Origin of the sequence: Amycolatopsis sp. 2-15 (assembly GCF_030285625.1) — a bacterium.
Classification (GTDB): Bacteria; Actinomycetota; Actinomycetes; order Mycobacteriales; family Pseudonocardiaceae; genus Amycolatopsis; species Amycolatopsis carbonis.
The window spans coordinates 7430390-7455239 of the sequence record NZ_CP127294.1 but is presented as its reverse complement, the minus strand read 5'-3'; the positions used below and the strand labels follow the sequence as shown (position 1 = coordinate 7455239).

Sequence of the window (24850 nt, the reverse complement as noted above, 5' to 3'; positions counted from 1 at the left end):
ATCCGATCGCCGACTCGCACAATATCCACTTTACCCTGAACCACAGGGTCTGCCGGGACTTCGATCAAAAGCTTGCCCAAATGGAGTAGTCCAAGACCACCAAGTGAAACAAAATGGGATCGAAAACTTCACATTATACTTCGTTCGCGTACCCGACCGCCGCAGGACCCGCGTAGATCCCCGCCGGGCGAAACCGCATGCGTGGCTCCTGATATTCCTCAATCGCGTGCGCGACGAAACCGACCATACGTGCGATCGCGAAAACGACCTCGCCCGCATCCTGCCTCATCGAATAGGTGTGCGAAATCGCCGCTAGCGCGAGGTCCACGTTCGGGAAAGTGTTCTGACGGCCGCCCAGCTTCGCGACGATCCGGTCGACAGTCTCAGTGACACGGCTGCCGGGAAGCATCCGCAGAAGAGCTTCTGCGCGGGGATCCCTTTTGCGGTAGACCCGGTGGCCGAACCCGGGGACCGGAAGCCGCCCAGCCCGGTATCGCTGTCGACCCGAGCGATTGCCCAACTCCTCGCCGAGGAATCGATATGCCGACGTGCTCGCACTACCGTGGTGAGGACCGTCCAACGCACTCAAGCCAGTCGAAACTGTCGCGTAGGGATGTGCCCCTGTGCTGGCGGCGATCCTCGCAGCCACGGTCGACGCGGCCAGGCCGTGGTCGGCTAGCAGCATCAGCGCGCTGCCGAGAACCGGGACCGCGCCCGGACGCCCGCACAATTTCAGGGCCAGCCGGTCCGCGATACCACCGCTGCCGGGCGGTCCAGGCAGCGCGTCGACCACCGCACCGATCATCTCGCGCGCCATCCGGATCACTGAAGCGGGCGTGAAGTCGTCACGCGCTGGATCAGCCGCGCCGAGCGCGATAACGCCAACTCGCAAACCGTCAGCGAGATGTGCTGACTCGGGTAGCCCAGCTGATGCGGTCCGCGCCCGTGCGATACCTCGCGAGGAGGCGACGAATCCTGGGTCCGCGACGCACTCACCGGTCCACAGAAGGGACGCGACAGACTCAGCGGACTCTGAGGCGATGAGATCGGTCGCCCGCCGACCCCGGAAGTAAAGTTCGTCGTCTTTGATGAGGGTGAGAGCGCTGGCGACCCGCTCGATCGAACCTGCTGGCCTGCTGCTCTCCCGCGACCGACGCGCCAGCCCGTCCACCTCCGCCCGGACGAACATGCTCGTGCGCTGTCCCGTCACCCGGACCCGGCGGAGCATACCCCGGCTGACATAGGCGTAAACCGTTTGCGTCTTGACTCCCAGCCTCTTCGCCGCCTCGGCCGTGGTCAAGTAGTCGCCGCCCGGTGCAGTCATCTCGAGCCGCGTCTTCCGGGACGGCATGTGCTGGGCGTCATCTTCGAAACTGTACCGTCAGCGAGCCGGCTCACGACAGTCGAAGCAGCCTGCCGAGTCGTGCGTCAGCGCAGGATGCGCCGACGCCTCGAACACAGCCCCGGCAGGCCCAGTCCGGACGAGGTTCCCATCCTTGCTGCGCAGCACTCGAGCTCGTGGCCCAGCACCAGCAACTCGACTTCCTTGGACGCTGGCGCGCGGCCGAGCAGCACCAGCAGGCGGATGGAAATCAGGCAAAGCAGACGCAACGCCATCGCCGGCGATCATGCCGCGTCCGTTGACGGTTCCTGTCATCGCAGGTCGGAGGCGTGGGCAGGCTTCCGGAACCCACACGGTGCGACATTGGCTCGAGAAGACCTCAAACCGCCAGAGTTTTCACCTGCTGCGCGATCTCCTCTGCCAATGCCTTCCACACGGTCGAGTAAGCCTGAGCGAGCCTCGCGATCACAATCGCACAATGCGGCGGCGCACCCGACACCAGGACAGACTTGTCCTCCCTTGTCAGCGCGTGCTGATCGAGCAGATGCAAAACACGTCGTCCGGAATCATTGAACCGTAGCGACGGATCCTTCCTCAAGTCCTGCAGTATAGCCAGCACTTGCTCCAGTCCCGCCAGCGAAGACTCCGGGCCCGACTTCGAAGAAATGCGTACCTGGTCCTTTTCCGAATCGACCGCCCGATGCCCCTCGGAGCCTCGAGTCGGTTCCAGTCCCTTCCGTATCCGTTCCCTGACATCCCTGGCCGTACCCGCGGCGATACCCGCCTCCCTCGCTACCTCGCGCAGCGATGCGTCCGGCTTGGCAGTGAACAACTCAGCCGCCCGCAGCCGCCCCACCGTCGGATCTACTGGCCGCGTCTTTCCGTCCCGGCCGACACGCTTGTTCAACTGCCCGGAACCATCAGTTGAGCACCGCCTGATCGCACCGACCGTATCGGCCGACAAACCGGACACCGCCGCGATCGCGCGATCCGACCACTCGGCATGAGCCTTGATTATTCGAGCCGCGGCAGCCCGCCGGTCAGCCAACGACAGAGGAAGGCCATGCATGACGTTCGCCCTGACGCCCATGATGAACGCCTGGTTCTCATCACCGTCAAAGAACGTGACGGCAATCTTTTCTTCCCCGCGCAGCATTGCCGCCCGCAATCGATGTCGTCCGTCCAAGACGCGCATAGTCTGTCGATGGATCAGGATCGGCGGAAGTTCTCCCTCGACATCTGCCAGCAACCGGACATGCACCGGATCTTCACCGTCTACGCGCAACGATCCAGAAAGTTGCAGCAACCCGATGTCCATCAGCGCGGAAGTTTTCACTGATCCGGTCAACTGCGACTCGTTGCCAATTGTCGACAGCTTGAAGTCTCGAACCGAAGCCGAATTCACACTAGCCCCTTTCCCGCCACGCACGACATTTATACTCGTTTGAATACAGCGACTCGCCACCAACCGACTTCAAGACCCGCACACCCCTAATCAGCGATTAACGCGAGGCTAAATCAACCCAGGAAACCCCCCGTCCTGCCACTCGGGAACCGCAACCGACCCCGAAAAACAGCTGGGATCACACCACTAACTAAAGAATGGCCGACTTCCCGCCAAACACCGCCGCTGCGTCCGCGACTGCGAAACACTACCTGAACACTACGAAACCATGATCATGACCATGTCCCGACGACTCCCGCAGCCCAGACCAGTGACATCAGTTCTCAGACGCCCTCTCCGAGCCCACCTCTTCGAGCGCGGAGTGCGCTGCGAGCGACGAATCCGGGGTCTTACCGTTGCGCGACCCCGGAACGGGGAAGCATCGGCAATCTCAGGTACCTCGTCGAGCACCTCCTCCCGCACCGCTCAACGGCTCTGCCGCGGTCAGCACCTTCGCTACCAGTCCGGCGGACCCGCATCATGTTCGCGGGCACCAGACCCCGCTGGGCCGCGATGTTGGCCGTCCCCTGCCCGCTCGGCACGACCCACGCCACCAGCCCGACAGCCCGGCCGTCGGGGTTCCGCATCGCGACGACGACCCCTTGGGCCACCGCCGGGCAGTCGCGCAGCATGGATTCGATCTCCCCGGCTCGATCCGGACCCCGTTCACCTTCCGCCGCGCAGCGGCAACCGTCTCACGAATTTACGTGATCTTCGACAGCGTCGGTACGGGCGTCACTCGGATAGCTCAACCGCAGGGAATTGCCCCTTTTGGGCCGCTTGATCGTGTTCATCCCGAAACTTGTCCTGAAATGTCACGACTCGCACTTCCGAGTGTTCGGTGCTTGCGCTATAATCTCCCAATAGTTGTTGTTTATCACGGTTTCGGAATACGGAGAAAATTCTTCCGTCAGCCTCAATAAAACTGCTACGGTCGCTCTCGTTTGCGTACTGGCGACGTGACAATGGCTTGCCCGCGCTGCCGCCGCACCCCCAAGGGCATCGCCACTCGCCAGATTGTGAGCGCCTGCCGGGCCAGCCTAACCATTGTCCACGACCACCGCGCTCAGCCGGCACCCAGTATGCTGCATTTCGGCGAGCGGCGGCCGGCCTGATGATTCTGCGTGGCTAGGGCGGGGTGAGTTTCGCGTCGAACTCGATTGCGACCTCGTTTGCCAGCTTCAGCGCCCCGAAAAACGCCGAATAGGGTTTGATGCCCCATTGTGTCTGGACTATGGTTGCGCCGCCTCGGATCCTGCGGTCGTCGCTGACCGTGGCCAGCACGGTGATCGGATGTGACTGGTCCATGATGGTCAGATTGCCGTCGACGGTGAGCGATTCGCCATCTTGGATGACTCGCGTCGAGTGGAACGTGATTGCGTGATATCGGTCGGTGTGCAGAATCTTCGTCTGAATGTTTTTCTCGATCTCGGCGCGGTCGGAGTCGGTGAGCGGTTTGATTCCGCCGCTTCCGGACCGCACCCGCAGCGAGCCGGCGACGACGTCGACCGAGACCGAGGACAACGCGGGGTCCGCCGTGTTCACCCACACGGCGGCAACCCACTCTGACGCCTCGATCGTGAGATCGTGCCCGACGCGCGAGCCGAGTCCAGTGCGCCGCGTCTTCACCAATAGCTCGGCCGACTGCGGACCGGACCGGTACTGGCCGTCCCGAAACAACATATACTCGACGTTACGCCGGGACGCTCAGCCGTCCATGTCGACGTCGCCGTCCGGGTCGCGGCGCGGGCGCTTCCTGGCCGGCGCTGGGTCCCTACGTCGTCCCGGACATGGTCGAGATCGACTGCGACAACGACACGATCGACCGGATCGCCACCCCGCCCTGCCGGGCGAGGTGGCGACTTGTCAGCGGGCGAACTTCTCGATAGCGGCCAGCGTTGTCGTCCCCATGGGGCGTGGGGTGGCTTCGGGGTCGACAAGAGGGAACCTGCAGGTCAGCCAGGGATCCGGAGCGTTGTGGTTAACGTGCAAGATCGTCTCGGACACTCAATTACCCCATAGAGCCGCGCGTCGAAGCCAGGTCAGAGTAACAGCAGCTGCCCTCCGGCGGTCTCGGCTATCGTGGCAAGCCCGCATTGTGGGCTGCATGCCTTGACTTCTCGAGTCGGGCCGCCACACATGATCGTTAGGTCGTTCGTTCTCAGGTAGTCGGCGATCGCGGCCGCATCGTCACCTGCAGTCTCGGCGAATCGCGCGCGAAGGTCGTTGAGTAGGTGGTCTTCGCGGACGTAAACGTTCTTGGCGAGCTCTGGTGGGCGGTTACGGGCGCTGGTGTGGCCGTGGCGGCAGCGGTAGCCGGGGCGGCCATTGACCCAGTGCGAGTCCAGCCGACGGCCGCACAGCTGACATTGCACGAGTCCGGCAAGCACGTACGTCCTGGTGCCGCCGTACTTCGTGGGTCGGCCTGCCCGCATGCCCTGGATCGCCAGGAACGTCGCCTCGTCCACGAGAGCCGGATGTGTGTTCTCCTCCGATTCTGCCCAGCCTCGCGCCGCCGCCGACCGGACTTGCGGACGGCGGCGGCGGACAGGAGACGTGGTGCTGGCGCCGTGCCGATTCCACACCTGGCGCCCGGTATATCGAGGGTTCCCGAGTATCCCCACAATGGTCCGGACGATCCACTCGTGCTTCGTCCGGTGTCGGTTCCGGTCCCGGTCGGCGCTCGACGGGCACGGGATGCTCCGGTCGTTCAACTCCCGGGCGATGCCGGCCACGCTGCGTCCGGTGGCTCGTTGCTGGAAGATCCACCGCACCCATGGTGCTGTGGCTGGATCGGGTTCCAGGCGGTGCAGGCGGCGGCCCCAGCTCGCGTGTGCCCGATTCGGGTGGGTGGGGGGGGTCCCTATGTGGTTGTCAAGCCGCGGTTGTGGTGGGAGCGGGTTCGGGGTGGCGGTAGTGGGTGCCGTTGCGCAGCATGGCGTAGAGGACGTCGCAGCGGCGGCGGGCCAGGCAGATGAGTGCTGCGTTGTGTTTCTTGCCCTCGGCGCGTTTGCGGTCGTAGTAGGTCCTGCTGGTCGGGTCTGCCAGGGCGGCGAACGCGGCGAGGAAAAAGGCGCGTTTGAGCTTGCGGTTGCCGGTTCGCGCGGGATGTTCGCCCTTGATCGAAGACCCAGAACTGCGGGTGACAGGGGCGATGCCCGCGTAGGCGGCCAAGTGCCCGGAGGACTTGAAGTTCGAGGCGTCACCGATCTCCAGCAGGATGCGGGCTGCGGTCCTGACCCCGATGCCGGGCATCGAGATCAGGACCCCGGCAAGAGGGTGCGCATCGAGTATCCCCTCGACCTGCTCGGCGACGGCTTTGCGTTGCTGAAGCACGGTTTTCAGGCTGTCCGCGAGCCGGGGCAGCACGGTGTCTGCGGCTGCGGTGCCTGGAACGGTGACGGTTTGCTCGTCGAGAGCGGTCATGATTGCGTCGACGAGTGCGTCGCCCATGCGGGGTGCGTGGACTTTGGCGATCGCGGCGAGTTTGCGGCGGCCCGCTTTGGCGATGCCGGCCGGTCCGCCGCAGCGGGAGAGGAGTTCCAGAACGGCCGGGTGGCTGATCCGTGGTCCGATGGCGCGTTCGAGGGCGGGGTGGATACCGGTGAGCAGACCACGGATCCGGTTGGCGATGCGGGTGGCCTCGCCGGCCAGGTCGTCATCGAACCCGACCAGCACATCCAGCTCGGCCAAGGCGTCGTCGCCGACGTCGACCGGCCGCAGCGTGTGCGGCAGCGAGCGGGCAGCATCGGCGATGACGAACGCGTCCCGGGCATCGGTCTTCGCCCGGCCCGGGTAGAGATCGGCAATGCGGCGCATCGCCAGTCCGGGCAGGTAGGCCACCTGATGCCCTGCCGCGCGTGCGACCGCGACCGGCAGCGCCCCGATCGTGGCCGGCTGGTCCACCACGACCAGCAGCGTTCCGTGCTGGGCGAGCTTGGCGAACAGCGCCCGCAGCTTCGGTTCGGTGTTGGGCAGCGGCCCGTCATGCAGCCGCTTCCCGTCCGGGTCCAGGCCGACCGCGTGGTGGCCACCTTTGCCGACATCCAGGCCGAGGAACACCCCGAAACTGCTGCTCATCCACCATGCCGTTCGTTCGCCGCGACGTGGTCACCGGTCTGGCATCGATGGCCGGCACCCACGTTACGACGAGACCTACCCTGCGGCGGCCGTGTCCCTATCAGCGGTCCCTCGATGCCACCAGGCCCGGTGACACCACCCCCCGGATCATGCCTACGACTGGGGGCGTCAGTCATGCCGAACCCGGCGACCACAACTCCCTGATCGAGAGCCACGAAAAAGGTAACGGGGGGGCCGGCGTCGGCCAGGCGGTATCCGTAGGGCGGGCGGCCGCCGAGGAACCTTCCCTGCACGCAGGTTTGGATGTGCATCGCAGTCAGCACCCGGTGCCGAGCCCGCAGCACTTCGCGACGCGACTGCGACCCGAGGAGCAGCAACAGCGCCCGGTGCACTGGGTCATCAAGGTGCACGGGGCCGTCCGCCTCGGGCAGCCACAGTTGCACGCCTCGCACCGTTAGCGCGGTCAGCACTGCGTCGAACTGATCTCCGTAGAACGCTCGCTCGTACTCCCCGATGACGACGGCATCGAACGGACGGTTCCGTTGCTCCGCCGCTGCCATCAGCTGGGCCGCGGCCGGCCGTTGACGCCATGGCAGCCGACGTGAACATCCTTCGTCGAAGTACTCCGCCACAATCACGCCGCGCCCTCGGATCGTCTCCTCGGCGGCCTCTCGCTGCCACCCCAACGACGTTTCCCGGTCCTGGAACTCGACCGTGGACATCCGTCCGTAGAACGCGAACCTCAGCCCGTGACCTTCGACGGCTCGCTGGCGACGTCGGGCGCCGGCCCGACGCGGCGACACCGCGTCTGTAGGAGTAGCTGGTCGGGCAGGGCTGATCATCGTGCACCTCGATGCTTGAGGTGGATTCGGGTCAAGGGCGGAACGCAGCTACCCGGTGCCGATGACGAATCGAGAGCAGGTCTGCACCCTAATGGCCGCATTTGCGACCCACCTGCACATGCAGTGGGGCAGCTCTCGTGACCAGGCGGGGAAACAAGCAGGGGGCCGAGTTCAACTGGGCGCCTTCCGCGCCAGGACGTGGCGCTTGCGCCGTTTCGGTGAATTTCGGCGATCGGCGGAGAAAGAGCGAGCCGTTTTGTTGCGTCGGTGATCTTCCGAGCGATCACCTCTGCAGGGAGGGGCCGTGCCGAACAGTGAGGACTTCGATGGCGGTGAGGCGACAGGGCGGGCAAACCTGTTCGTCTACCTGACGACCCGCCTGTCCGCCGAATACCGGGCGATCATGGACCTGTTCACCGGCCCGTTGCTGGCCGACCTTTCGGCAGCGGAGGTGGCTCAGCAGCTCGCAGATCGCGGTATCAACCTACCGGTCGACGAGGTCACTGAGCGCTGTGAACGGTTGCAGAGCTGGGGCAATCTGGTGCGCGGCGTCCGTGACGCCCGGGTGCCCACCGTTCGGGACTTCCTGCGTTCCCGGAGCCGCTACCAGGCCTCCAAACTGGGCGGCAGGGTCCACCGAGACGCCGAAGCGGTGCTGGCCGCTGGCGATGGGGCGCAGGAGGTCGCGCGGGAACTGCTCGGTGCCACCGTCCAGGTCCTGGACCGCATCATCGAACGCCTGCGCGATCCGCATCCGGACCCGGAGACCCTGGCCGGTGACGTGACGACTGTGTTCAATAACCAGCGGCTGTTCAACGAGAGCGTCCGGGACTTCTACGCCTACTTGAACGCAGTGCTGTCCCGGTACGACCTTGCCGGCGACGAGTACCGCCAGTTCAAGGAGCTCCTGCTCGAGTACATCGACCTCATCACAGCAGATGTCTCGCGGCACGCACCGGCGATCGCGATGCGGTGCGAGCGGATCTTGCCAAGACTCGATCGAACCCTGGCAGTCCTGGAGACGCTGCCTGTGCTGATCATGCCGGATGGGACACCCGCCGATCGCATGCCCGGTCGCACCCGCGTGGATTGGGAGCAACTCCATGCCTGGTACTGCGGGGGTGACGGGCGTTCCGGGCCGGAGACACTTCGGGCCGCAGCCGACCAGGCACTTCGTCAGCTGCTCACCAACGCCAAGCGCATGCTGGCCGCTGCGGGCATCGGCGTCAGCAGGCGTGCCGACTTGCTCAAGCTGGCCGCTTGGTTTGACCAGGCAGGCACCGAGGACGCACACCGGCTTTACGCCGCGTCCTTCGGCGTGTTCCCCGCCCGGCATCTGTTCGGCGGACCGGACGAGCCCAGCCCCAAGGACGGTGTGAACACGTCCTGGTGGGATGCGACACCGATCGAGGTACCGGTGAGCTTGCGCGACCGAGGTGACCGCCAGGCCCGCGGCGGGAGCGCGTCGGTGCCGGATCCGGGACTGGACGAGGAGCGGTTGCTCCGCCAGGCGGAGGCCGAGGCCCGTGCTCGTCGAATGGCCGCCGACGAGCTCGTCGCCACCGGAGCCCTGGACGGTGCGCGGGTGAGTCCGGCGGCGCGGGATCTGCTGCTCGCGATGGTGGGTTCGTTGCTGGCCAAGCACCAGGACCTGACCAGGCCGGTCGTTGAATCCGACACCGACCTCGACCTGGAGATCACCGCCGAGACCGAACCCGGTGCGGCCACCCGGGTGGAGGCCCCAGACGGCACCGTGGTCGTACACGAGCTGAAGCTGCACGCGGGCCGGCGCCTCGGTGCCTCGGCTGACGAGAGTGGGAGGACAGCGTGAGTGCGAGGCCGACGGGCACTCAGGAACACGAGGCGGACGACCGGCGGACCGCCGCCAGAGAGCTTCTGATGCACCCCGTACTCACCCTCGCGCGACAGCCGGACCAGCTCATCCAGGTTCGGCGACACGCTTCACAGCTGAAACGGATGTTCACGGCCACTCTCGGCTATCAGCTGGTCGTGGAACCGACATTCGCCCGTCTGCTCAAAACGCCGTTGAGCCCCGACACGGCTGTGCGGCCGGCTCGTACCCACACTGACAAGCCGTTCACGCCGCGGACCTACATGTACTTGGCCTTGGTCTGCGCGAGCCTTCTGGCATCGACCACGGCAGACCAAGTCCTGATGAACGCACTGGTGGAGCAAGTCCGGGCGGACGCGGTGACCGCCGGTGTCGCGGTGGCGGACTCGATGAGCGAGCGTCGTGACCTGGTCCGGGCCATCGGACTGCTCATCGAGTGGGGCGTGCTCAGCGAGACCGACGGGTCGGTCGCTGGCTGGGAGAACAGGCAGGACGAAGCGCTGCTGGACGTGCACCGGCCGCTCCTGCCGCACCTGCTCTCCCGATCTCTGAGCGGTGTGGAAGCACCCGAGGGCTTGCTCGACGGATCTTCGGGGGACGCGGCGGAGCCCGAGCAGCCACGCCGCAGTCTCCGGCGGAAGTTGGTCGAGAATCCGCTCGTGCGACGTGAAGACCTCACGGATTCCGAACGCGACGTACTGTCTCGCGAGCGACGGGACGTGACGCGGATGCTCGACGAGTCCTTCGGTCTCACAGTCGAGGCGCGGGCTGAAGGCGTGCTGGCTTACGATGCCGACGAGAAGCTCAGCGATGTGGCGTTCCCGGGCACCGGCACGGTCGCGCACGTGGCGCTGCTGTTGATCAACGCGTTGGCCGACGACCTGTCCGCCAACGCGGCCGACACCGTTGTAACCAAGGGGAGAACGGTGCCCGGCGCCCTCGCTCCCTGGGCAGCGGTCGACTCGAACATCGACTTGCTCATCGAGCAGTACGGCAAGGCGTTCGGTGACGGCTACCGTAGCGACCCCGCGTCGTTGAAAACAGCTGTGGTCGGTCTGCTCGAGTCCATGAGCCTGGCTGCCTCGTCGGACGGCGGCCTGGTTCTGCACCCCGCGACCGCACGGTACCGACCCGAGCCCCACCGCGCGCCCGTACGCACGCGAGCGATGCGCCGGCTCGAAGAGGAAGATCCGTACACCTTGTTTCCCGCTCAGCCGGACCATCGCGGAGAGAGCACATGACGGACGCGGTCGCGGAGACCTTAGAGCCGGCACCGCCAAAGCACCACCCCGACCGGTGGGGTTTGACCCGGGCGGGCATCGTCAACGTTTGGAACTACTACGACACCCTCTTCCGGTTCGCCGGCGGCCGCATGATCCTGCGTGGTACCAACGGTTCCGGCAAGAGCCGTGCCCTGGAAATGCTGCTGCCCTTCCTGCTCGACGCCGACCGCCGCAAAATGGACGCTACGGGCTCCGGAAAGGTCCGTCTCGAGGATCTGATGCGCCACGGTGCGCACGCTCAGGTGAATCGCCTGGGCTACCTCTGGCTCGAGCTGAGCCGAGAGGCCGAGGAACCGGCCGATCGGTACCTGACCATCGGGGCCTTGGTGCGGTTTTCGGCCAGCACCGGCGAAGCGAAGGCCTGGTACTTCACGACCCCGCTGCGAGTTGGGGGCGACCTGCGCCTGATGGACGACCGCCGTCAGCCGCTCTCACGGGAACACCTCGGGCAGCTGATCGGCGTGGACCGGATCACGGACCGGCCTGACGTCCATCGCGAGAAGATCGCCGCGCAGGTGTTCGGCTTGACCGGTAGCAGCGGCAAGGAGCGGTACGCCGGACTGCTCCAGTTGCTGCACACACTCCGCGCGCCGGACGTCGGCAACCGCATCGATGAGGGAAACCTGCCCAAGATCCTTTCCGACGCTTTGCCGCCTCTTTCGGAGGTGACCCTCCGGGAGGCGGGTGAACGGCTCGATTCGTTGTCCGATTCGCGTGAAGAACAACGACGGCTCCTCAAAGCGGTGGAGCAGCTCGACGACTTTCTCGACGTGTACCGCCGATACGTCGCGCGGGCGCTCTTCGATGCGGCAGAGCGCACCAAGACCGCCGCGGGCGAGGCTGCCGCGCTCGCGGCGCAGGAGCGCAAGGCGAACGCTGATCACACCGAACTGCGCTCGAAGCACGAGCGCGTCATCGGGGAACTCGAGGAGGCGAAGGAACGCGAGAACGAACTGGGCTCGATCATAGAAGGCCTCAAAGAGTTGCCGGCGTACCAAGCAGGGCTGGACATCGAAAATCTCAGGAAGCGTGTCGAAGCATTGGGACACGTCGCGACAGGCAATCTCGGGGCCGCCTCCGCCCGACGGGACGAAGAAGCACGTGCGGTAGGCCGTGCCGACGATCTCGCGGAAGAGATCCGCGTCATGGCGGAGCGAGCCGACGCGGGCCTGGCCTCAGTGCGACGCTACTTGACCGAGGCGAAAATGCCGGTCACTGCCCTGCCGGTGAAGGTAGTGGCGGACCTCGGTGCGGCCGAAGGCGAGTGGGAACATGTCCGGTGCTCACTGACCGACGCTGCCCAACCGGTCCGGAGACCTGTCCCACGGCCGATTGTGATGGATCCTTCCGCGCCCGACGTGGTCGCGAGCACCGTGCGTGATGTCGGCCAGGCCGCGGGAAGGCGTGCCGGGGAGGCCTTGAACCGGCGGGCCCAAGCTGCGGCGATCGAAGATCGCGCTCAGGAATTGCGGCAGACCGAGCAGCACGTGGAGGATCTCGGCCGTCGAGCCGAAGAGGACGCCGAACGGGCGGAAGCCCGGGCCGGCGAACGGGACGGCACCGCCCGGGACTTGGCCGCGGAGTGGCGCCGGTGGACTTCGGACGAGCGCACGCACGCCATCCTGGGCGACGTTGACTGGTCGCGGACCGCCGTCAGCGTGCTGCTCCTCGACGCCGACGCGCTGACCGGCACGGCGCCGGACGAAGAAGTCTCCGGTCTGGACCACCTGGCCACCGAAGCCGCCGCTCCGGCTCGCTCGATGATCGCAGACCGGCGTGCGGAGGTGCGGCAAGCCGGGCGGACGGATGCCGTGCTGCGGCGGCAACTGGAGGAGGAACAGCAGGACCTCCGCGCCGAGCGCGATCCCGAACCACCTGGGGTCCCGTGGACGCGAGACGCTCCGGCCGGCTCGCGACCGCTCTGGCGCCTGGTCGATTTCACGGGGGATGTAGGTGGAGCCGAACGCGCCGGCCTGGAAGCGGCTCTGCTGTCAGCCGGATTGCTGTCGGCTGCTGTTACCGAGGACGGCTCCCTGGTAGCCGGGGACGGACAGGTCCTGCTGACCGCGGATGCCCCAGTGGCCCGTCGTGCGCTGACCGAGGTGCTCAGCTGGGACTCGACGGGAAGCCTGCCGGAGGCGCCCGTCACCGCGGTGCTCGCCCGGATCGGATTCGGTCCCGGCCACGCCACATGGGTCGGTCCGGACGGCGGCTGGGGCAACGGGCCACTGCGGGGCAAGCACCACGTCGACACGGCTCGGTTCATCGGAGCGGCCGCCCGCTCGTCGGCGCGTTCCGAGCGACTCAACGCCATTGAAGGGGAACTGTCCAAGCTCGACGAACAGGACCTGGAACGCACCCGCGAGCTCGAGCGGTTGAAGAGCGCCGACGATGAATTGGACCAGTACGTCCGTTCCGCTCCCAAGTCCGTCGACCTCATCAAAGCCCGTGCTGAGGCGCGAGCTACGGCCGACGAGGCAACCAGGTCCGCGCGAGCGGCTGCCGAAATATCGGCGAAGGCAGAGCGCTTGCGTGAAGAATTGGCGTCTGCTCGCCGAGCGCACGGAGAACTGTGTGCTCGGCTGGGTCTTCCAGCGGACGTGGCGGGCCTGGTCACCGTCGTGGAGGCTGCGCACGAGGCTAAGCGGGCCGGGACCCTGCTGGCCGATCGCCTCGACGAGATGCACGGCCATCGCGAGAAGCACGAGAGGGCATCCGCTGAGATCACGACCGCTGCCGGCGGCCGACGGCTGGCCGAGTCGGCAGCTCGGAATTCGTGGAGCGAATGGCACGAAGAGAGCGGAAAGTTCACCACGTTGAGCGAAGCGCTCGGAGACGAGGCCGAGGAGGTGAGAGAACGGTTACGGGACGCCGAGCAGGAAAAAACCAGGGTTCATTCCTCGGTCACGAAGCTCGAAGCGTTGGAACGGAAGCTCTATGAGGCCGCCGCTGACGCGAAAGCAGATGTCGACGAGTCGCGCCGCAAGGCCAGGGAGGCCACGGGAGCGATGACGGCGGCCGTCGAGTCGCTGGGCCGGCAAGTCGCGCTACGGGGTGTGAGCGAAGCAGCCACAAGCGGAGCGGCCGGAAACCTGAGCGAACTGTGTCTCTTGGCCGCTACGACGACGACCACACAGGTCGAACGGGCCGCGGTGGCCGTTCAGCAGCACGTCGACACCTCGGGCCAGCACGTCGGTGAAGCCGGACTGGTGCGGGCGGTGCAGGTCACGGCAGGAGACCTGGCCAATACCTTCGACCTCAACTCGGACAACCAGGAGGGTCTCTGGCTGGTGGACCTGACTGATGCCACGGGGCGCCAGCCGGTCGCGCTCGCCGCAGCCCGGCTGCGTGAGCAAGCCGAACGTGCGGCTGGCGCGCTCACCGAACGGGAACACCGGGTCTTCACCGACTTCGTCATCGGTGGCGTCGGTGAAGAGCTGCGACGCCGCCTGACTCAGGCGGAGGGCCTGGTGAAGGCCATGGATGCCAGTCTACGAGACATCAGGACGAGTCACGGCATCGGCGTTCGGCTTCGGTGGGAACTGGTGGAACCGAGGGACAGCCCGATCGGGCGGATCCGCGAACTGGTCGCCGAAACAGCCGCGGTGCGGCGATCGGAAGACACCGAAGAACTCATCCGCTTGCTCAAGGAGCGGGTCGACGAGCGGTTCACAGAGGACGAGGCAACCGGCTACAGCGAGCATCTGCGCGCCGCCTTGGACTACCGGCAGTGGCACCGGGTTGAAGTGTCCATTCTCGGCCCGGCACCCGGGCAGGTGCGCAAGATCAGCCGACGCGCCAAGCTGTCCCAGGGCGAGACGCGGTTCGTCTCGTACCTCGCTCTCTTCGCGGCCGCTGATGCGTACTTGTCCGGGCTGCCCGACACTGCCCGAGCCCTGCGCCTCATTCTGCTGGACGACGCATTCGCCAAGGTGGACGACCGAACGATCGGGGAGCTGATGGGGCTGCTGGTCCGGATGGACGTGGACTTCTGCATGACCGGGCACGCCCTGTGGGGAGCCTATCCGCAAGTTCCCAGCGTTGATATCTACGAGATCCGTCGTGCCGAGGGGACTGCTGCCGCTGCCACCCACGTGCATTGGGACGGTCACACCCGTCACTACCTCCGCTCGGCGGGCGGCGCGTGACCGGCGGCATACCGTTGTCCTCGCGCGCTTACCTTGCTCGACCGAGCTTGGCTCCCTTGTGGCTGTCGCTGCGCAAGCGACTGGAGAACAACGAACTGACTGTGCGTGGCTCGGTGGTCATCGAGCTGGACTACGAGTCGGCCGAGGACCTGTCCGGACTGCTCGGGCGGGTGCTCGGGCCGGGACGCCGCAGTGTGTCACTGCCAGAGCTCGACGCGGCTTTGCGTTCGTCGGCGGTCGCCCAAGGCTTGGTGACCGTCGTAGCCGAACTGACGGGTGAACCGCTCCTCGACCGGAAGGCCACCAGCCGGGCCAGACGAGTGGAGAAGCTCGGCTTGTGGACCACCTGGGAGGCCGCGGTGGCCGAATCGGGACTGGGTGCTGCACCGTGGCTATCCCGATGGCAGGAAGGCGTCCGGCGCGCTGGTTTGCTCAGCCGTGCCGGCGATGGGGCCGGCGGTGTGATCCACCGGACTGTGGCGGTCTTGCAGATGCTTGCGACGACCATCCCGCTGGGCGACCGGAATGCGGACGCGGTGGCCGAAGCCTGGCCGGCAACGCCGTCGTTTGAATTGGCAGAGCTGGCGAGCCGGGCTTGCGCAGACGCACACGCCCTGGACGACGGGCAGTTGACCGCTGTCCTCGTACTCCGGGCGCTGGCGGCAGCGAGTGGCGAGGACATTCCCCGTACACCCGCAGCTCGGCGTGAACTGTGGGCAATGGCCGGCGTCACTCCCGACGCGGTCTCGGGCACGGTCCTGGCGTGGTCGGTACGCCCGCCGGGCGAACACCCGTGGGCGAACGCAATGCGAGCCCGCTCCGATCTTGGTGTCGTCACCCACGTGACGCTCCAGGAATGGCACGCTGCCGCAGACCGCATGTGGGCTGCGCCGGGAGCGCAGGTGTTCGTCTGTGAGAACCCGCAGGTGCTCCAGGCAGCTGCGCGCGCAGGCTCGACGAGTCCGCTGCTGTGCACTTCGGGGAATCCGGCGACTGTGGCCATCAAAGTGCTGGACCGGCTTGTCGCGGGAGGAGTCACCGTGCGCTATCACGGCGACTTCGACACCGCAGGCGTCCGTATCGCCGGGCGCCTGTTCGATCGTGGCGCTCTGCCGTGGCGTTACGCCGCCGAGGACTACCTGGCCGCAGTGGGAAACGCCCAGCTGCCGCTCATTGGCGCAGTGCCCGAAACCCCGTGGTGTCCAGACCTTGCGGAGGCGATGCAGCGCCACCAAGTGGCGGTGCACGAGGAAGCCCAGCTGGATACCTTGCTCGCTGACTTGGCTCACCGCAGTTCGCCACGCCAAGGATGAGTACGAGGAGTCAGCGGCCTACCGGCGGATTCACCGCAGCAGCTGTTGTACGACCCGATTTGGAAATCCCCAACGAGGATACAGGCTTCAAATGAATGGCGAAAAAGAGGTGTGCATCGCGTGTATATCTGCAATATCCCAATTTAAGAAACAGTTTCCTAATGTAAATGTTAATGCTTCGGAGGGCAATTAGTGTATGAAATAAGCCCGGCTCACATTGCGGTTGAAAATGGTGACATTGAGACTTTGAAGACTCTCTTGGATGAGGGTGTAGGCGTTCACGAGGAGCACTACGGGCTAACCTTGCTTCATCATGCCGTTGATGCTCGAGATTGACGGTCATGTGCAGGCTGGTGAGCCGCTTCGCGCCGACACCACCGCATACTTGCTGTCGCGAGGCGCGGATCCCCTGTGTCGCGCTGGCAATCAATCGGGTCTAACAGCAGATCAGATGGCCTACGAACGTGGGCTGAGCTTCCCCCGAACCGTGGAGGGCTCCTCTATGCGGCTCGGTTGGCCGCAGTGGTCTCGTAGTCGATTGGGGATTGCATGTCGCAGGAACTGTGGCGACGTCGTCGATTATAGAATTCGACGACCCATTCAACAATAGTCTGTTGTGCTTCTTTCCGGGTTGTGAAATGATGACGGGAGAGCACTTCGTGTTCCAAGGTTGAGAAGAACGACTCGGCCGCGGCGTTGTCGAAACATGACCCGGTCCTGCCCATCGACTGTCGAATACCGAGCTTGCTGCAGAGCACAGTGAAATCGTGCGCGGTGTAGGTCGAACCGCGGTCGGAGTGGAAGATCACACCGGCGACCCGTTCTCTTCCGCCGCGGGCGGCGACGGCCATTTTGATGGTCTCACCTGCGAGTTCAGCGTCCGGGTGGACGCTGGTGGCGTAGCCGAGCAGCCGGCGGGAGAACAGATCGATCGCCGTCGACAGGTAGAGCTTGCCCTCGTCGGTCGGGATTTCGGTCATATCGCCGACCCACTTCGTGTTCGGTGCCGGCGCGGTGAAGTCCCGTTTCACCAGATCCGGGAACGGCACCGCCCGCTTGTCCGGCCGAGTCAGATTCTTCCGCCGCTTCTTCGTTCGGGCGACCAAGCCTTGGCGGGCCATCGAGCTCGCCACCGTCTTCTCACTCACCACCCACCCCGCAGCGCGTACATCAGCGTGAATACGCGGTGAGCCATGCAAGCCATGGGCGGCCTCGAACGCCTCCGCGACGGCCGCGTCGACCTCCGTCCGCCGCCGTTCGGCCAGCGTCGGCGCCTGCTGGTGTCGACGAGAGTTCCATTTGTAGAACCACGATTCCGACACGGTCAGAGCCCGGCAAGCGACAGCGTGCGGCACGTCGTAGGTGGTCCTCTGGTCGGCGATGAACGCGGCCAGGCTCACCGCGTCGCCTCCTTCACCCACAGGACCACGGATCGCTTGAGGACATCACGCTCCATCCGCAGCTCAGCGTTCTCCGCCCGAAGCCGGGCCAGTTCAGCCCGCTCGTCCCCGCTCATGCCTTCACTCTCGCCACGGTTGACCTTGTCCTGCTTGACCCAGTTCGCCAGAGTTCCGGCATGAATCCCCAGGTCAGCAGCTACTTGGGCGATCGGTTTGTTCGTCTCGCGGACGATCCGGACAGCTCCTTCACGGAACTCCCGGTCGAACTTCCGCCTCTTCTCGGGCATGACACATGATCCTCATAGTCCATGCCTCCACGATCCTGGGGGAAGCTCAGGCACTGGTTGGCTGTCGAACTTTTCGACGCTTGGAAAGTCTCTCATCGCATTTGATGTGGTGGACGAGACGTTGCAGTCGGCACTTGAGATGAGGTGTTGTATTGAGCGTTTCGTCGGTCGGTTCGTTGATTGACTCAAGGTCCGGTCGAAGAGTCTGGGGCGGGTCGTGACTGCTGTGGTCACTGAATGCCGCCCCGATCGGCCGGCAGGGGCCAATTGAAGGGCCTGATCAGGCCAGCGCAAGCGTTGTGGTTAACGTGCAAGATCGTCCTCGGACACACAGCTTGGTCTCTGACCAGCGAATTCTCTTTCGGCTGCGAGTTCTTACGTGTGAACATGCTGGTCAGAGGCGTTGGGGGTACAAGTCCCTTAGGGATACGCTCGCTAGCCACACGCGCCTGGTGAGCGACCCGACAGAGTCGTTCGAGGCCACTGCAGCCAGTGGCGAATCCAGCTTCGGGCACGTGCATGTGAAACCTGGGCGTCGCAGGCATATCGACCGACGCCGCGGTCGACTCCGCGGAACTCATTGCAGTTGTCTTCAAGGACGTTACGGCGGGCCCTGGACCACGGGACCATCTCCGCTTGGGCGTGGAGCCCATCGATTCAGGAGTTCCGCGACCTGACGGCGGTGAGTGGCAGCCGCCTGAAAGCTCACCGACGACCCTCGCGAAAGGCTTGGGTCATGGAATACCCGGAAGGTGAGCAGGCCACGTTAGCAGATCGCAGCCGCCGCTCGGCCCGCGGTTTCACCGACTGGCGACCACGGGATTGATCAGGGCAAGCAGACCGGCGACGTGCATGGTCGGCCGGCTCCTCACAGTGGGAACGTGTCAACTCCCCAGTTCCCGAGGCTGGCACCACCACGTGTGTCCAGGTGTGCCGAACACTGAGCCCGCGCCGCTCACTGGATCAGTCGAGATGGAGCGCGACTTCTTCGCGCCGTCTGAGCAGGAAGGCGCGTTCCACCTCGTTGTCGGTCATCGTCAGGGCCTCCTCGTATGACAGGGCTGCTTCGGGCCACCGGCCGAGGCGGCGCAGGAAGTCGGCGCGGGCCGCGCTCAGGTAGGCGTGGGTGCCCAGCGCGGGTTCGTCCAGCAGGGGCGCGAGCGCGGCGAGGCCGGCCTCCGGACCGTCTCGGAATCCGATGGCGATGGCCCAGTTGAGGTCGACGACCGCGGACGGCCACAAGCGGCGCAGCACCTCGTACAACCCGACTATCTCCACCCAGTCGGTGGCCTCCCAGGTCGCCGCCTCCGCGTGCACCGCGGCGATCGCGGCCTGGACCGAGTACCTCGTCGGCCCCGCACACGACATCGGTGTTGCCGGGCAGCAGCTGGTGCAGGGTGCGGGCGAGGTGGAGGGCACCGTCGACGAGGTCCCTCCGCACGAGCTGGTTGCCGACCGGCGTGACGTGGCCGGTGGTGAAGACGAGGTGCACGACGTCGAGAACGGAGTCCACACATCGGGGAAGGTCACCGGGGTCGGGCATCCGATAGAGGATCCGAGCACCGCTGATCTTCCTCTTCGCCCGCGTGATCCGCGCCGCCATCGCTGCGTCCTGCACCAAGAAGGCCCGAGCCACTTCGGCCGTGGACAGCCCGCACACCAGTCGCAGGGTCAGTGCCACCTGGGCATCGCGAGACAGCGTCGGGTGACAACAGGTGAAAATGAGCCGCAACCGGTCGTCGCCGACGGCTTGCGGGTCCGCCCTGTCCTCCGGCCCGGTCACGATGTCGTCCGTGACAAGCAACGGCAACGCCGAGGGCAGGACCGGCTCCCGCCGCAGCAGGTCCTTCGCCCGGTTGCGCGCGACACTGGTCAACCACGCGCCCGGCCGGGCGGGCACTCCGCTCACCGTCCACTTCCGCAGAGCCTGGGTGTATGCGTCCTGGACGCACTCCTCGGCAAGGTCGAGATCGCGCACGACACGCACCGTCGCGGCGAGCACTCTGGCCCACTCGCGACCGTGCGCCTGCGCGACCGCCTCCGTGACGTCGACGTTCCCGGTCAAGGCGCGCCGATCCGGTCTAGCCCGGCTCGTTGATCGGCCGGATCTCGACCCCGCTGTGCGCGACCCTGAGGTCGGGCAGCCGCTCGGCGAGTTTGACCGCAGCGTCCAGGTCGGGTGCTTCCACCACGTAGTAGCCGCCGAGCGCTTCCTTGGACTCGCGGAACGGTCCGTCGGTCGGCGTCGGTCGGCCACTCACGCTGCCGCGCAGGCTCGTCGCGGTCGCCGTCGGCAGAAGCTCGTGGCCGGAGATGACCGCGGCACCGGCTGCGGCGTTGAACGCGGCATGCCCGGCTTCGACCTCCGCCCTCTCCTGCGCGGAGCCGCTTCCCAGATCTGCTCGTCCCCATAGATGAGGAGCAGGTACTTCGCCATCTCACGGATCCCATCGGTTCGGGGCCTCCGTTCGGCCCGTCTGTTTCTACGACGAACGAACCAGCCACGAATCGATGTTCCGCCGCTCTCCCGGTCGACTTTAACCGTGCGAGACCACGGCTCAGGTTCACGGCGCGCCCGGCGATCGCATCGCCAGTGTGCTCGTGTAACCGCACGCCCCTCGGCATCACCGCCGCGTCCCCCCACCCGAGGACCTTCCACACCGCGTACCCGCAACCCTCGTGCGACGTCAGGTGCGAGCACGCTGCGCACAGCAGCGCGCACATGGTGGTTGCGCCATCCAGGTCGGCGTTCCCGCTGTCGGGCCCAACGGACTGCCAAGTCCCTACCTGCGTGACCCACGCTCGCTCGACATCGTCAGTACAGCCGTGAACTGATCGCGGTAGAACACCCGCTCGTACTCACCGACGACAACCGCGTCGAACTTGCGATCTGGGCGTCGAGCTTCAGCCAGCAACCCCGCCGCACCGGGTCGCTCGCACCACGGCAGCCGACGTAAACAGCCCTCGTCGAAGCACTCCGTCACGATCACGCCATGCCCTCGGATCGTCTCCTCGGACACTTCACTCTGCCAGCGCGGCGACGTGTCGTGATCTTAGAGCGCGGTCGTCGACATCCGGCCATAGAAGGCGAAGCGCAGCCCGCGTGCGACGTCGCTTCGCGTTCGGCGTCTGGATTCCCACGGCGAGGAGCGGCCGCACCGATATTCGCAACCGAGTGGGCAACGGCAGTCATGCCGCTCCTCGCCGTCGATCGTCATCGGGAAAGGCTGAAACGCGACAGTCCGGCGTCTCGTGACGCAACAGGTCTGCACTCGAACGGCCGCGCCCATGGCGGAGAGCGCAATCTTCTCAACGAGGCCGATGTCTCGGTGCCGGGCGGCTCAGCTTTGCCGGAGATTGCCGATCACGAATTCGGCCATTTTCGCGAGTCCGCCGCAGCGGTCGTTGTCCCAGTAGCTGCCGGGCAGGTCTTTGCCTTGGATGTCGAAGGTGAGCATCTGGTCATGGGTGACTTGGACGGAGACGGAGCACTCGTAGGTGTGCCGGAAGACGTGGTAGACGACCGCGGGGAGGCCGGCGATCGACGTCTCGGTCCACGGGTCGAGTTCGCCGTCCTTCTTCAGGGGGGAGACTGACAGTTCGGCTAGGGTGCTCGGGTTCTGGACCGGCTTGAGGGCCTCGAAGAGTGCTCCGCCGTGGTTGGTCCACGAGCAGCCAAACGCGGGCAGCGTGGCTCGCCTGTTCGCGCGGATGTCGTTGGGTGGGTCAGCCACGACGGCTGCGGCTTGGTCTTTGGTGAGCAGGCTGCACGGATCCGAGTCGAACTTGGCCAGGTCGACGGGCCGGTCGACCTGGGTGAACGGCAGTGGCGCACCGGTCTGCGCCGGAGCCGGAGGCTGCGAGAGCAGGCGGTGCGGCTTGACCGGACCACACCCGCTGAGCAGGCCCGCGGCGAGGACCACGAGCCCGGCCAGTGCCCATGCCCTCATGCCGGTGCCGCCGACGGCTCGACGCGCCACTGCTTCTCGTCATCTATTCCGGAGCTGCCGGGCAGTTCGGGAATATCCGGGAAATCGGTGTTGCCTTGCACCAGCGCGATGGCTTTCTGCTTGAACCCGCCCAACGTGTCTCGGGCTTGTGCGAACAAGCCGACGATCGACTCGACGAGGGTTGCGAACGCGTCCACCACTGCGTCGATCAGGTCCTTCGACGTGAAGATGTCCGCGATGGGAATCACCGAGGTCACGGCTGCAATAATCGTCTTGTAACCAAGCTTCCCCAGCTCGACAGCGCATGCACCGATGAACTCGATGGCCTTGCTGTAGGTCTCGATCACACAGCCGGCGATGTCGGTGAGGACACCGGACATGCCGGCGACGACGTTCTGCTGACCTTCGAGAGCTTTTCCGACCCTGCTCGCGTAGGTGGCGAACTGGTCAGCGGCGCGCCCACTCCAGGTACCGCTCACCGACTGCACAGCTTCGTCGATGTTGTCGCCGGCATCAGCGAGGGTGTGGTTCTTCGCGAACTCCATGGCCAAGTTTTGGACTTGAACGGCGTTGCCCAGCAGGTTGTTGCGGACGTCTTCCAGCAGTTGCAGGATGTCGCCACGATCGAAGAGCTCGGCGATCTTGCGGATCTTCCCGTCAGCTTCTTCCGGATACGGTTTCGGTTGTGCTGGCGGGCCCGGAGGGACGGCTGCCGATGTAGCCATGATCAGTTCACCCCCTCTTCTTTCGCGCGCAGTTGCTTGAAGTCCTCTTCGTCCTGGGTTTCGTAGTAGTCAGCCGCTTTGTCCAGCGCTTGCGCGAACCGTTCCAGCTGCACGGCGCCCTTGCCGGTCTTGTCTCGGATCCCTGCGATGGCATCGTTGAAGGCTGTGACCACGTCCGACTGGACACCCAGCAGCCCGACATCGTCGTCGCGCAGAACCATCGGCGACAGGTCGTCGATGCCGAACTTCACGACCGTCTCCCGCGCGGCGTAGACGTCGTCTGTCGCTGCCCGCAAGGCCTCGGGATAGACCTCGAAACGCGAGCCTGCCGCCGCGTTGCCCAGCGGGTAGAAGTTACCGTTGCTCATCTGATCTCCCGTGCCGCGTGCTCGACCATGGTTTTGCGCCGCGTGGACGCCGCCGATTCGGCGTTGTTGATCGCACGCAGGACGTGCCTGGACAGGCTTGTTCCGGTGTGCCCGGCAATCGCGTCACGGTTGAGGTCCACCGAGACCAGTCCGCCCGAGCCGTCCACCGTCACGGTGCCGAGACCTGCGCCGATGTCGAGCACCAGCGGGAGACTCTCCCCGGCCTTCGCGGCCTGCTCGACCGCGGCCACGCGCGCGTCGATTTCCTTCGCGAGGTTGTAGAGCTGGTCTTCGCTGATCACCAGCGTCCACCTTCCGGCTCCGGCTTGTCGGTCAGGAAGTCGAGCTCCTCGAAGCTCTGGTCGTCGTCCGGTTCGGGCGGGTAGTGGGCAGGTTCCGGCGCGGTCGCGTGCCGCTGCGGTGCAGGGCCCGTGGCCGCCGGAGGCGGCGGTTGTTTGCCGAACAGCGCGTTCAGCTGCGGCAACGACGACGCCAGCGCATGGTTGCGCGCGTTCCGGATGGCGTCGACGATGCCGACCCCCAGCTTCTGCGCGTGCGCGCCACGGAGCGCCCGGTCATCGATCCGCAGGTCGACCAGCTTTCCCTGGCCCGTCACTATCGCGTTGACCAGCTGATCGGCCGACCTCGCGGCGTGCCTCGCGGCCGCGAGCTGAGCGTCCAGCTCGCCGGCCTGCTGCTGCATCAGCCGCAGATCTCGGCGGGGTGCAGTCATGACCGCATCATGGCGTCGAGCATCCAGCTCCTCCTACTCTGGGTTCCGCCATGTAACGGAACGTGCTCAGTGGATCTTACTGCGACTCACCGACTAAGCAGAACCGGACGAGGAAGAGCCGGAACTGGACGCTGGATCGTCGACCGGCCGCCACGGGCCGTACCTGGCGTTGAACGGCGGACGCGTCCGCCGTTCAACGCCTTTGGCTACTTCGGCCAACTATCGGTGGCCCGCGTGTCGACGTCGTGGAGCCACCGGCTTCGCCTCAGCAGCATGCCATCCGCGAACCGAGCGACAGGCGTGTGGATAGTGCGCCGGTCGCCCTCGGACACTCAATTACCCCATGGGTCGCGGGGTCACTTCGGGTCCAACCAGTGAGAACCTGCAGGGGACTGTCGCAGAATCGGTGTTTCCGGCCCGGCACGCCGAGCTGAGGTCCGGCGGGATGGGCACTGTGAGTGATGACATCGGAGCTTGTGAGTCCCACGCAAGCGTGACGAGAAGTCGGCGCAGCTGTCGCCGGAGCAGGCCGCTGCGGCGGCGATGGTGGCCGAGGCCAAGGCTCGCGGGCTGGCGTTGACCGGCCCGGACGGGTTGCTGAAGCTGTCACCAAGAACGTGCTGGAAACGGCACTGAACGAGGAAATGACCGAGCACCTCGGGCACGAGAAGAATCAAGCGGATCCGGACCGGGGCTCGAGCAACGTGCGGAACGGCGCGAGGCCGAAGACGGTGATCTCGGACGCCGCCGGCGAAGTACGGATCGAGGTGCCACGGGATCGGGAAGGCACGTTCGAACCCCAGACCGTGAAGAAGCGGCAGCGTCGCCTGACGGATGTGGATCAGATCGTGCTGTCGCTGTATGCGAGGGGAATGACAACCGGAGAAATCTCCGCGCACTTTAGCGAGATTTACGGGGCGTCGGTGAGCAAGGAGACGGTCTCCCGGATCACCGACGAAGTGATCGCCGAGATGGAGGAATGGGCGAACCGGCCACTCGACGCGATCTACGCCGCGGTGTTCATCGACGCGATCCATGTCAAGGTTCCGGACGGCCAGGCACCGAGCTCGAACGCGACGGCTG

General features: G+C 65.7%; 22 protein-coding genes and 3 pseudogenes. 6 read left to right on the top strand and 19 right to left on the bottom strand.

Translation table 11 applies throughout. The features are described from left to right. Positions 1-133: 133 nt before the first annotated feature. The 8 genes and pseudogenes from QRX50_RS37005 to QRX50_RS36970 all read right to left on the bottom strand — a co-directional run bounded on the left by QRX50_RS37005 (position 134) and on the right by QRX50_RS36970 (position 7588). Entirely contained in the window at positions 134-1351 is a 1218-nt protein-coding gene (locus QRX50_RS37005) for a citrate/2-methylcitrate synthase (RefSeq protein WP_285967721.1), read from the bottom strand. Positions 1352-1428: 77 nt separating this feature from the next. Continuing rightward, positions 1429-1617, bottom strand: coding sequence for a hypothetical protein (locus tag QRX50_RS37000; protein WP_285967720.1), 189 nt, complete (start codon positions 1615-1617; stop codon positions 1429-1431). A 104-nt stretch (positions 1618-1721) separates the two neighbouring features. Next, a complete protein-coding gene (locus tag QRX50_RS36995; protein ID WP_285967719.1) occupies positions 1722-2747 on the bottom strand; it encodes a ParB/RepB/Spo0J family partition protein in 1026 nt (341 codons plus the stop codon). 1167 nt (positions 2748-3914) lie between these two features. After that, entirely contained in the window at positions 3915-4469 is a 555-nt protein-coding gene (locus QRX50_RS36990) for a YceI family protein (protein WP_285967718.1), read from the bottom strand. Between the two features lie 359 nt (positions 4470-4828). Continuing rightward, positions 4829-5254: a recombinase zinc ribbon domain-containing protein gene (locus QRX50_RS36985; RefSeq protein ID WP_285974786.1), complete on the bottom strand. Its 426-nt coding sequence runs from the start codon at positions 5252-5254 to the stop codon at positions 4829-4831. Between the two features lie 12 nt (positions 5255-5266). Beyond that, positions 5267-5521 (bottom strand): annotated as a pseudogene (locus QRX50_RS36980) (recombinase family protein); the annotation flags it as partial. 139 nt (positions 5522-5660) lie between these two features. After that, a complete protein-coding gene (locus QRX50_RS36975; protein ID WP_285966890.1) occupies positions 5661-6866 on the bottom strand; it encodes an IS110 family RNA-guided transposase in 1206 nt (401 codons plus the stop codon). Beyond that, positions 6863-7588, bottom strand: coding sequence for a recombinase family protein (locus tag QRX50_RS36970; RefSeq protein ID WP_285967717.1), 726 nt, complete (start codon positions 7586-7588; stop codon positions 6863-6865). Before QRX50_RS36970 ends, QRX50_RS36975 begins: the two co-directional genes overlap by 4 nt. A 424-nt stretch (positions 7589-8012) precedes the next feature. Here QRX50_RS36970 and QRX50_RS36965 point away from each other — a divergent pair, with 424 nt between their 5' ends. The 5 genes from QRX50_RS36965 to QRX50_RS50060 all read left to right on the top strand — a co-directional run bounded on the left by QRX50_RS36965 (position 8013) and on the right by QRX50_RS50060 (position 16640). Continuing rightward, on the top strand, positions 8013-9539 hold the full coding sequence (locus QRX50_RS36965) for a TIGR02677 family protein (protein WP_285967716.1): 1527 nt from the start codon (positions 8013-8015) through the stop codon (positions 9537-9539). A gap of 68 nt (positions 9540-9607) precedes the next feature. Then, positions 9608-10801, top strand: a complete 1194-nt coding sequence (locus QRX50_RS36960) for a TIGR02678 family protein (RefSeq protein ID WP_285967715.1) — start codon at positions 9608-9610, stop codon at positions 10799-10801. Continuing rightward, positions 10798-14991: a TIGR02680 family protein gene (locus QRX50_RS36955; RefSeq protein WP_285967714.1), complete on the top strand. Its 4194-nt coding sequence runs from the start codon at positions 10798-10800 to the stop codon at positions 14989-14991. Before QRX50_RS36960 ends, QRX50_RS36955 begins: the two co-directional genes overlap by 4 nt. Before the next feature lie 56 nt (positions 14992-15047). Then, a complete protein-coding gene (locus QRX50_RS36950) occupies positions 15048-16304 on the top strand; it encodes a TIGR02679 family protein (protein ID WP_285967713.1) in 1257 nt (418 codons plus the stop codon). Between the two features lie 192 nt (positions 16305-16496). Continuing rightward, positions 16497-16640: an ankyrin repeat domain-containing protein gene (locus tag QRX50_RS50060; protein WP_353074038.1), complete on the top strand. Its 144-nt coding sequence runs from the start codon at positions 16497-16499 to the stop codon at positions 16638-16640. A gap of 164 nt (positions 16641-16804) precedes the next feature. Here the strand turns inward: QRX50_RS50060 and QRX50_RS36945 are convergent, their stop codons facing one another. From QRX50_RS36945 to QRX50_RS36900, 11 genes and pseudogenes are all read right to left on the bottom strand, one after another. Beyond that, a complete protein-coding gene (locus QRX50_RS36945) occupies positions 16805-17704 on the bottom strand; it encodes an IS3 family transposase (RefSeq protein WP_285967712.1) in 900 nt (299 codons plus the stop codon). Beyond that, positions 17701-17991: a transposase gene (locus QRX50_RS36940; RefSeq protein WP_285967711.1), complete on the bottom strand. Its 291-nt coding sequence runs from the start codon at positions 17989-17991 to the stop codon at positions 17701-17703. The genes QRX50_RS36945 and QRX50_RS36940 overlap by 4 nt, the downstream gene beginning before the upstream one ends. Positions 17992-18954: 963 nt before the next feature. Next, entirely contained in the window at positions 18955-19359 is a 405-nt protein-coding gene (locus tag QRX50_RS50055) for an RNA polymerase sigma factor (RefSeq protein ID WP_353074204.1), read from the bottom strand. A gap of 55 nt (positions 19360-19414) precedes the next feature. Further along, positions 19415-19969, bottom strand: a pseudogene (locus QRX50_RS50050) (RNA polymerase sigma factor); the annotation flags it as partial. A gap of 103 nt (positions 19970-20072) precedes the next feature. Further along, positions 20073-20387 carry a YciI family protein gene (locus tag QRX50_RS36930; RefSeq protein ID WP_285974659.1) on the bottom strand — a complete coding sequence of 105 codons (315 nt, stop codon included), beginning with the start codon at positions 20385-20387 and terminating at the stop codon, positions 20073-20075. Positions 20388-20774: 387 nt separating this feature from the next. Then, positions 20775-21011, bottom strand: coding sequence for a hypothetical protein (locus QRX50_RS36925; protein ID WP_285967710.1), 237 nt, complete (start codon positions 21009-21011; stop codon positions 20775-20777). Between the two features lie 321 nt (positions 21012-21332). Further along, the gene (locus QRX50_RS36920; protein WP_285967709.1) at positions 21333-21971 is read right to left on the bottom strand and encodes a DUF3558 domain-containing protein; all 639 of its coding nucleotides are present in this window, start codon (positions 21969-21971) and stop codon (positions 21333-21335) included. Then, entirely contained in the window at positions 21938-22666 is a 729-nt protein-coding gene (locus QRX50_RS36915; protein WP_285967708.1) for a WXG100 family type VII secretion target, read from the bottom strand. Before QRX50_RS36915 ends, QRX50_RS36920 begins: the two co-directional genes overlap by 34 nt. Before the next feature lie 2 nt (positions 22667-22668). Next, entirely contained in the window at positions 22669-23034 is a 366-nt protein-coding gene (locus QRX50_RS36910) for a hypothetical protein (protein ID WP_285967707.1), read from the bottom strand. Then, complete coding sequence (locus QRX50_RS36905; RefSeq protein ID WP_285967706.1) at positions 23031-23336, bottom strand: YbaB/EbfC family nucleoid-associated protein; 306 nt, start codon at positions 23334-23336, stop codon at positions 23031-23033. Before QRX50_RS36905 ends, QRX50_RS36910 begins: the two co-directional genes overlap by 4 nt. Further along, on the bottom strand, positions 23333-23767 hold the full coding sequence (locus tag QRX50_RS36900) for a YbaB/EbfC family nucleoid-associated protein (protein ID WP_285967705.1): 435 nt from the start codon (positions 23765-23767) through the stop codon (positions 23333-23335). Before QRX50_RS36900 ends, QRX50_RS36905 begins: the two co-directional genes overlap by 4 nt. Positions 23768-24310: 543 nt before the next feature. Here QRX50_RS36900 and QRX50_RS36895 point away from each other — a divergent pair. Then, a pseudogene (locus tag QRX50_RS36895) lies at positions 24311-24825 on the top strand (IS256 family transposase); the annotation flags it as partial. Between the last annotated feature and the right edge of the window lie 25 nt (positions 24826-24850).

Excerpts from the sequence above, each read along its gene's own strand:
- QRX50_RS37005 (WP_285967721.1), bottom strand. The coding sequence starts at position 1,351 with ATGCCGTCCCGGAAGACGCGGCTCGAGATGACTGCACCGGGCGGCGAC.
- QRX50_RS37000 (WP_285967720.1), bottom strand. The coding sequence starts at position 1,617 with ATGGCGTTGCGTCTGCTTTGCCTGATTTCCATCCGCCTGCTGGTGCTG.
- QRX50_RS36990 (WP_285967718.1), bottom strand. The coding sequence starts at position 4,469 with ATGTTGTTTCGGGACGGCCAGTACCGGTCCGGTCCGCAGTCGGCCGAG.
- QRX50_RS36975 (WP_285966890.1), bottom strand. The coding sequence starts at position 6,866 with ATGAGCAGCAGTTTCGGGGTGTTCCTCGGCCTGGATGTCGGCAAAGGT.
- QRX50_RS36970 (WP_285967717.1), bottom strand. The coding sequence starts at position 7,588 with ATGTCCACGGTCGAGTTCCAGGACCGGGAAACGTCGTTGGGGTGGCAG.
- QRX50_RS36960 (WP_285967715.1), top strand. The coding sequence starts at position 9,608 with ATGCACCCCGTACTCACCCTCGCGCGACAGCCGGACCAGCTCATCCAG.
- QRX50_RS36955 (WP_285967714.1), top strand. The coding sequence starts at position 10,798 with ATGACGGACGCGGTCGCGGAGACCTTAGAGCCGGCACCGCCAAAGCAC.
- QRX50_RS36940 (WP_285967711.1), bottom strand. The coding sequence starts at position 17,991 with ATGCCCGAGAAGAGGCGGAAGTTCGACCGGGAGTTCCGTGAAGGAGCT.
- QRX50_RS50055 (WP_353074204.1), bottom strand. The coding sequence starts at position 19,359 with ATGTCGTGTGCGGGGCCGACGAGGTACTCGGTCCAGGCCGCGATCGCC.
- QRX50_RS36915 (WP_285967708.1), bottom strand. The coding sequence starts at position 22,666 with ATGGCTACATCGGCAGCCGTCCCTCCGGGCCCGCCAGCACAACCGAAA.
- QRX50_RS36910 (WP_285967707.1), bottom strand. The coding sequence starts at position 23,034 with ATGAGCAACGGTAACTTCTACCCGCTGGGCAACGCGGCGGCAGGCTCG.
- QRX50_RS36900 (WP_285967705.1), bottom strand. The coding sequence starts at position 23,767 with ATGACTGCACCCCGCCGAGATCTGCGGCTGATGCAGCAGCAGGCCGGC.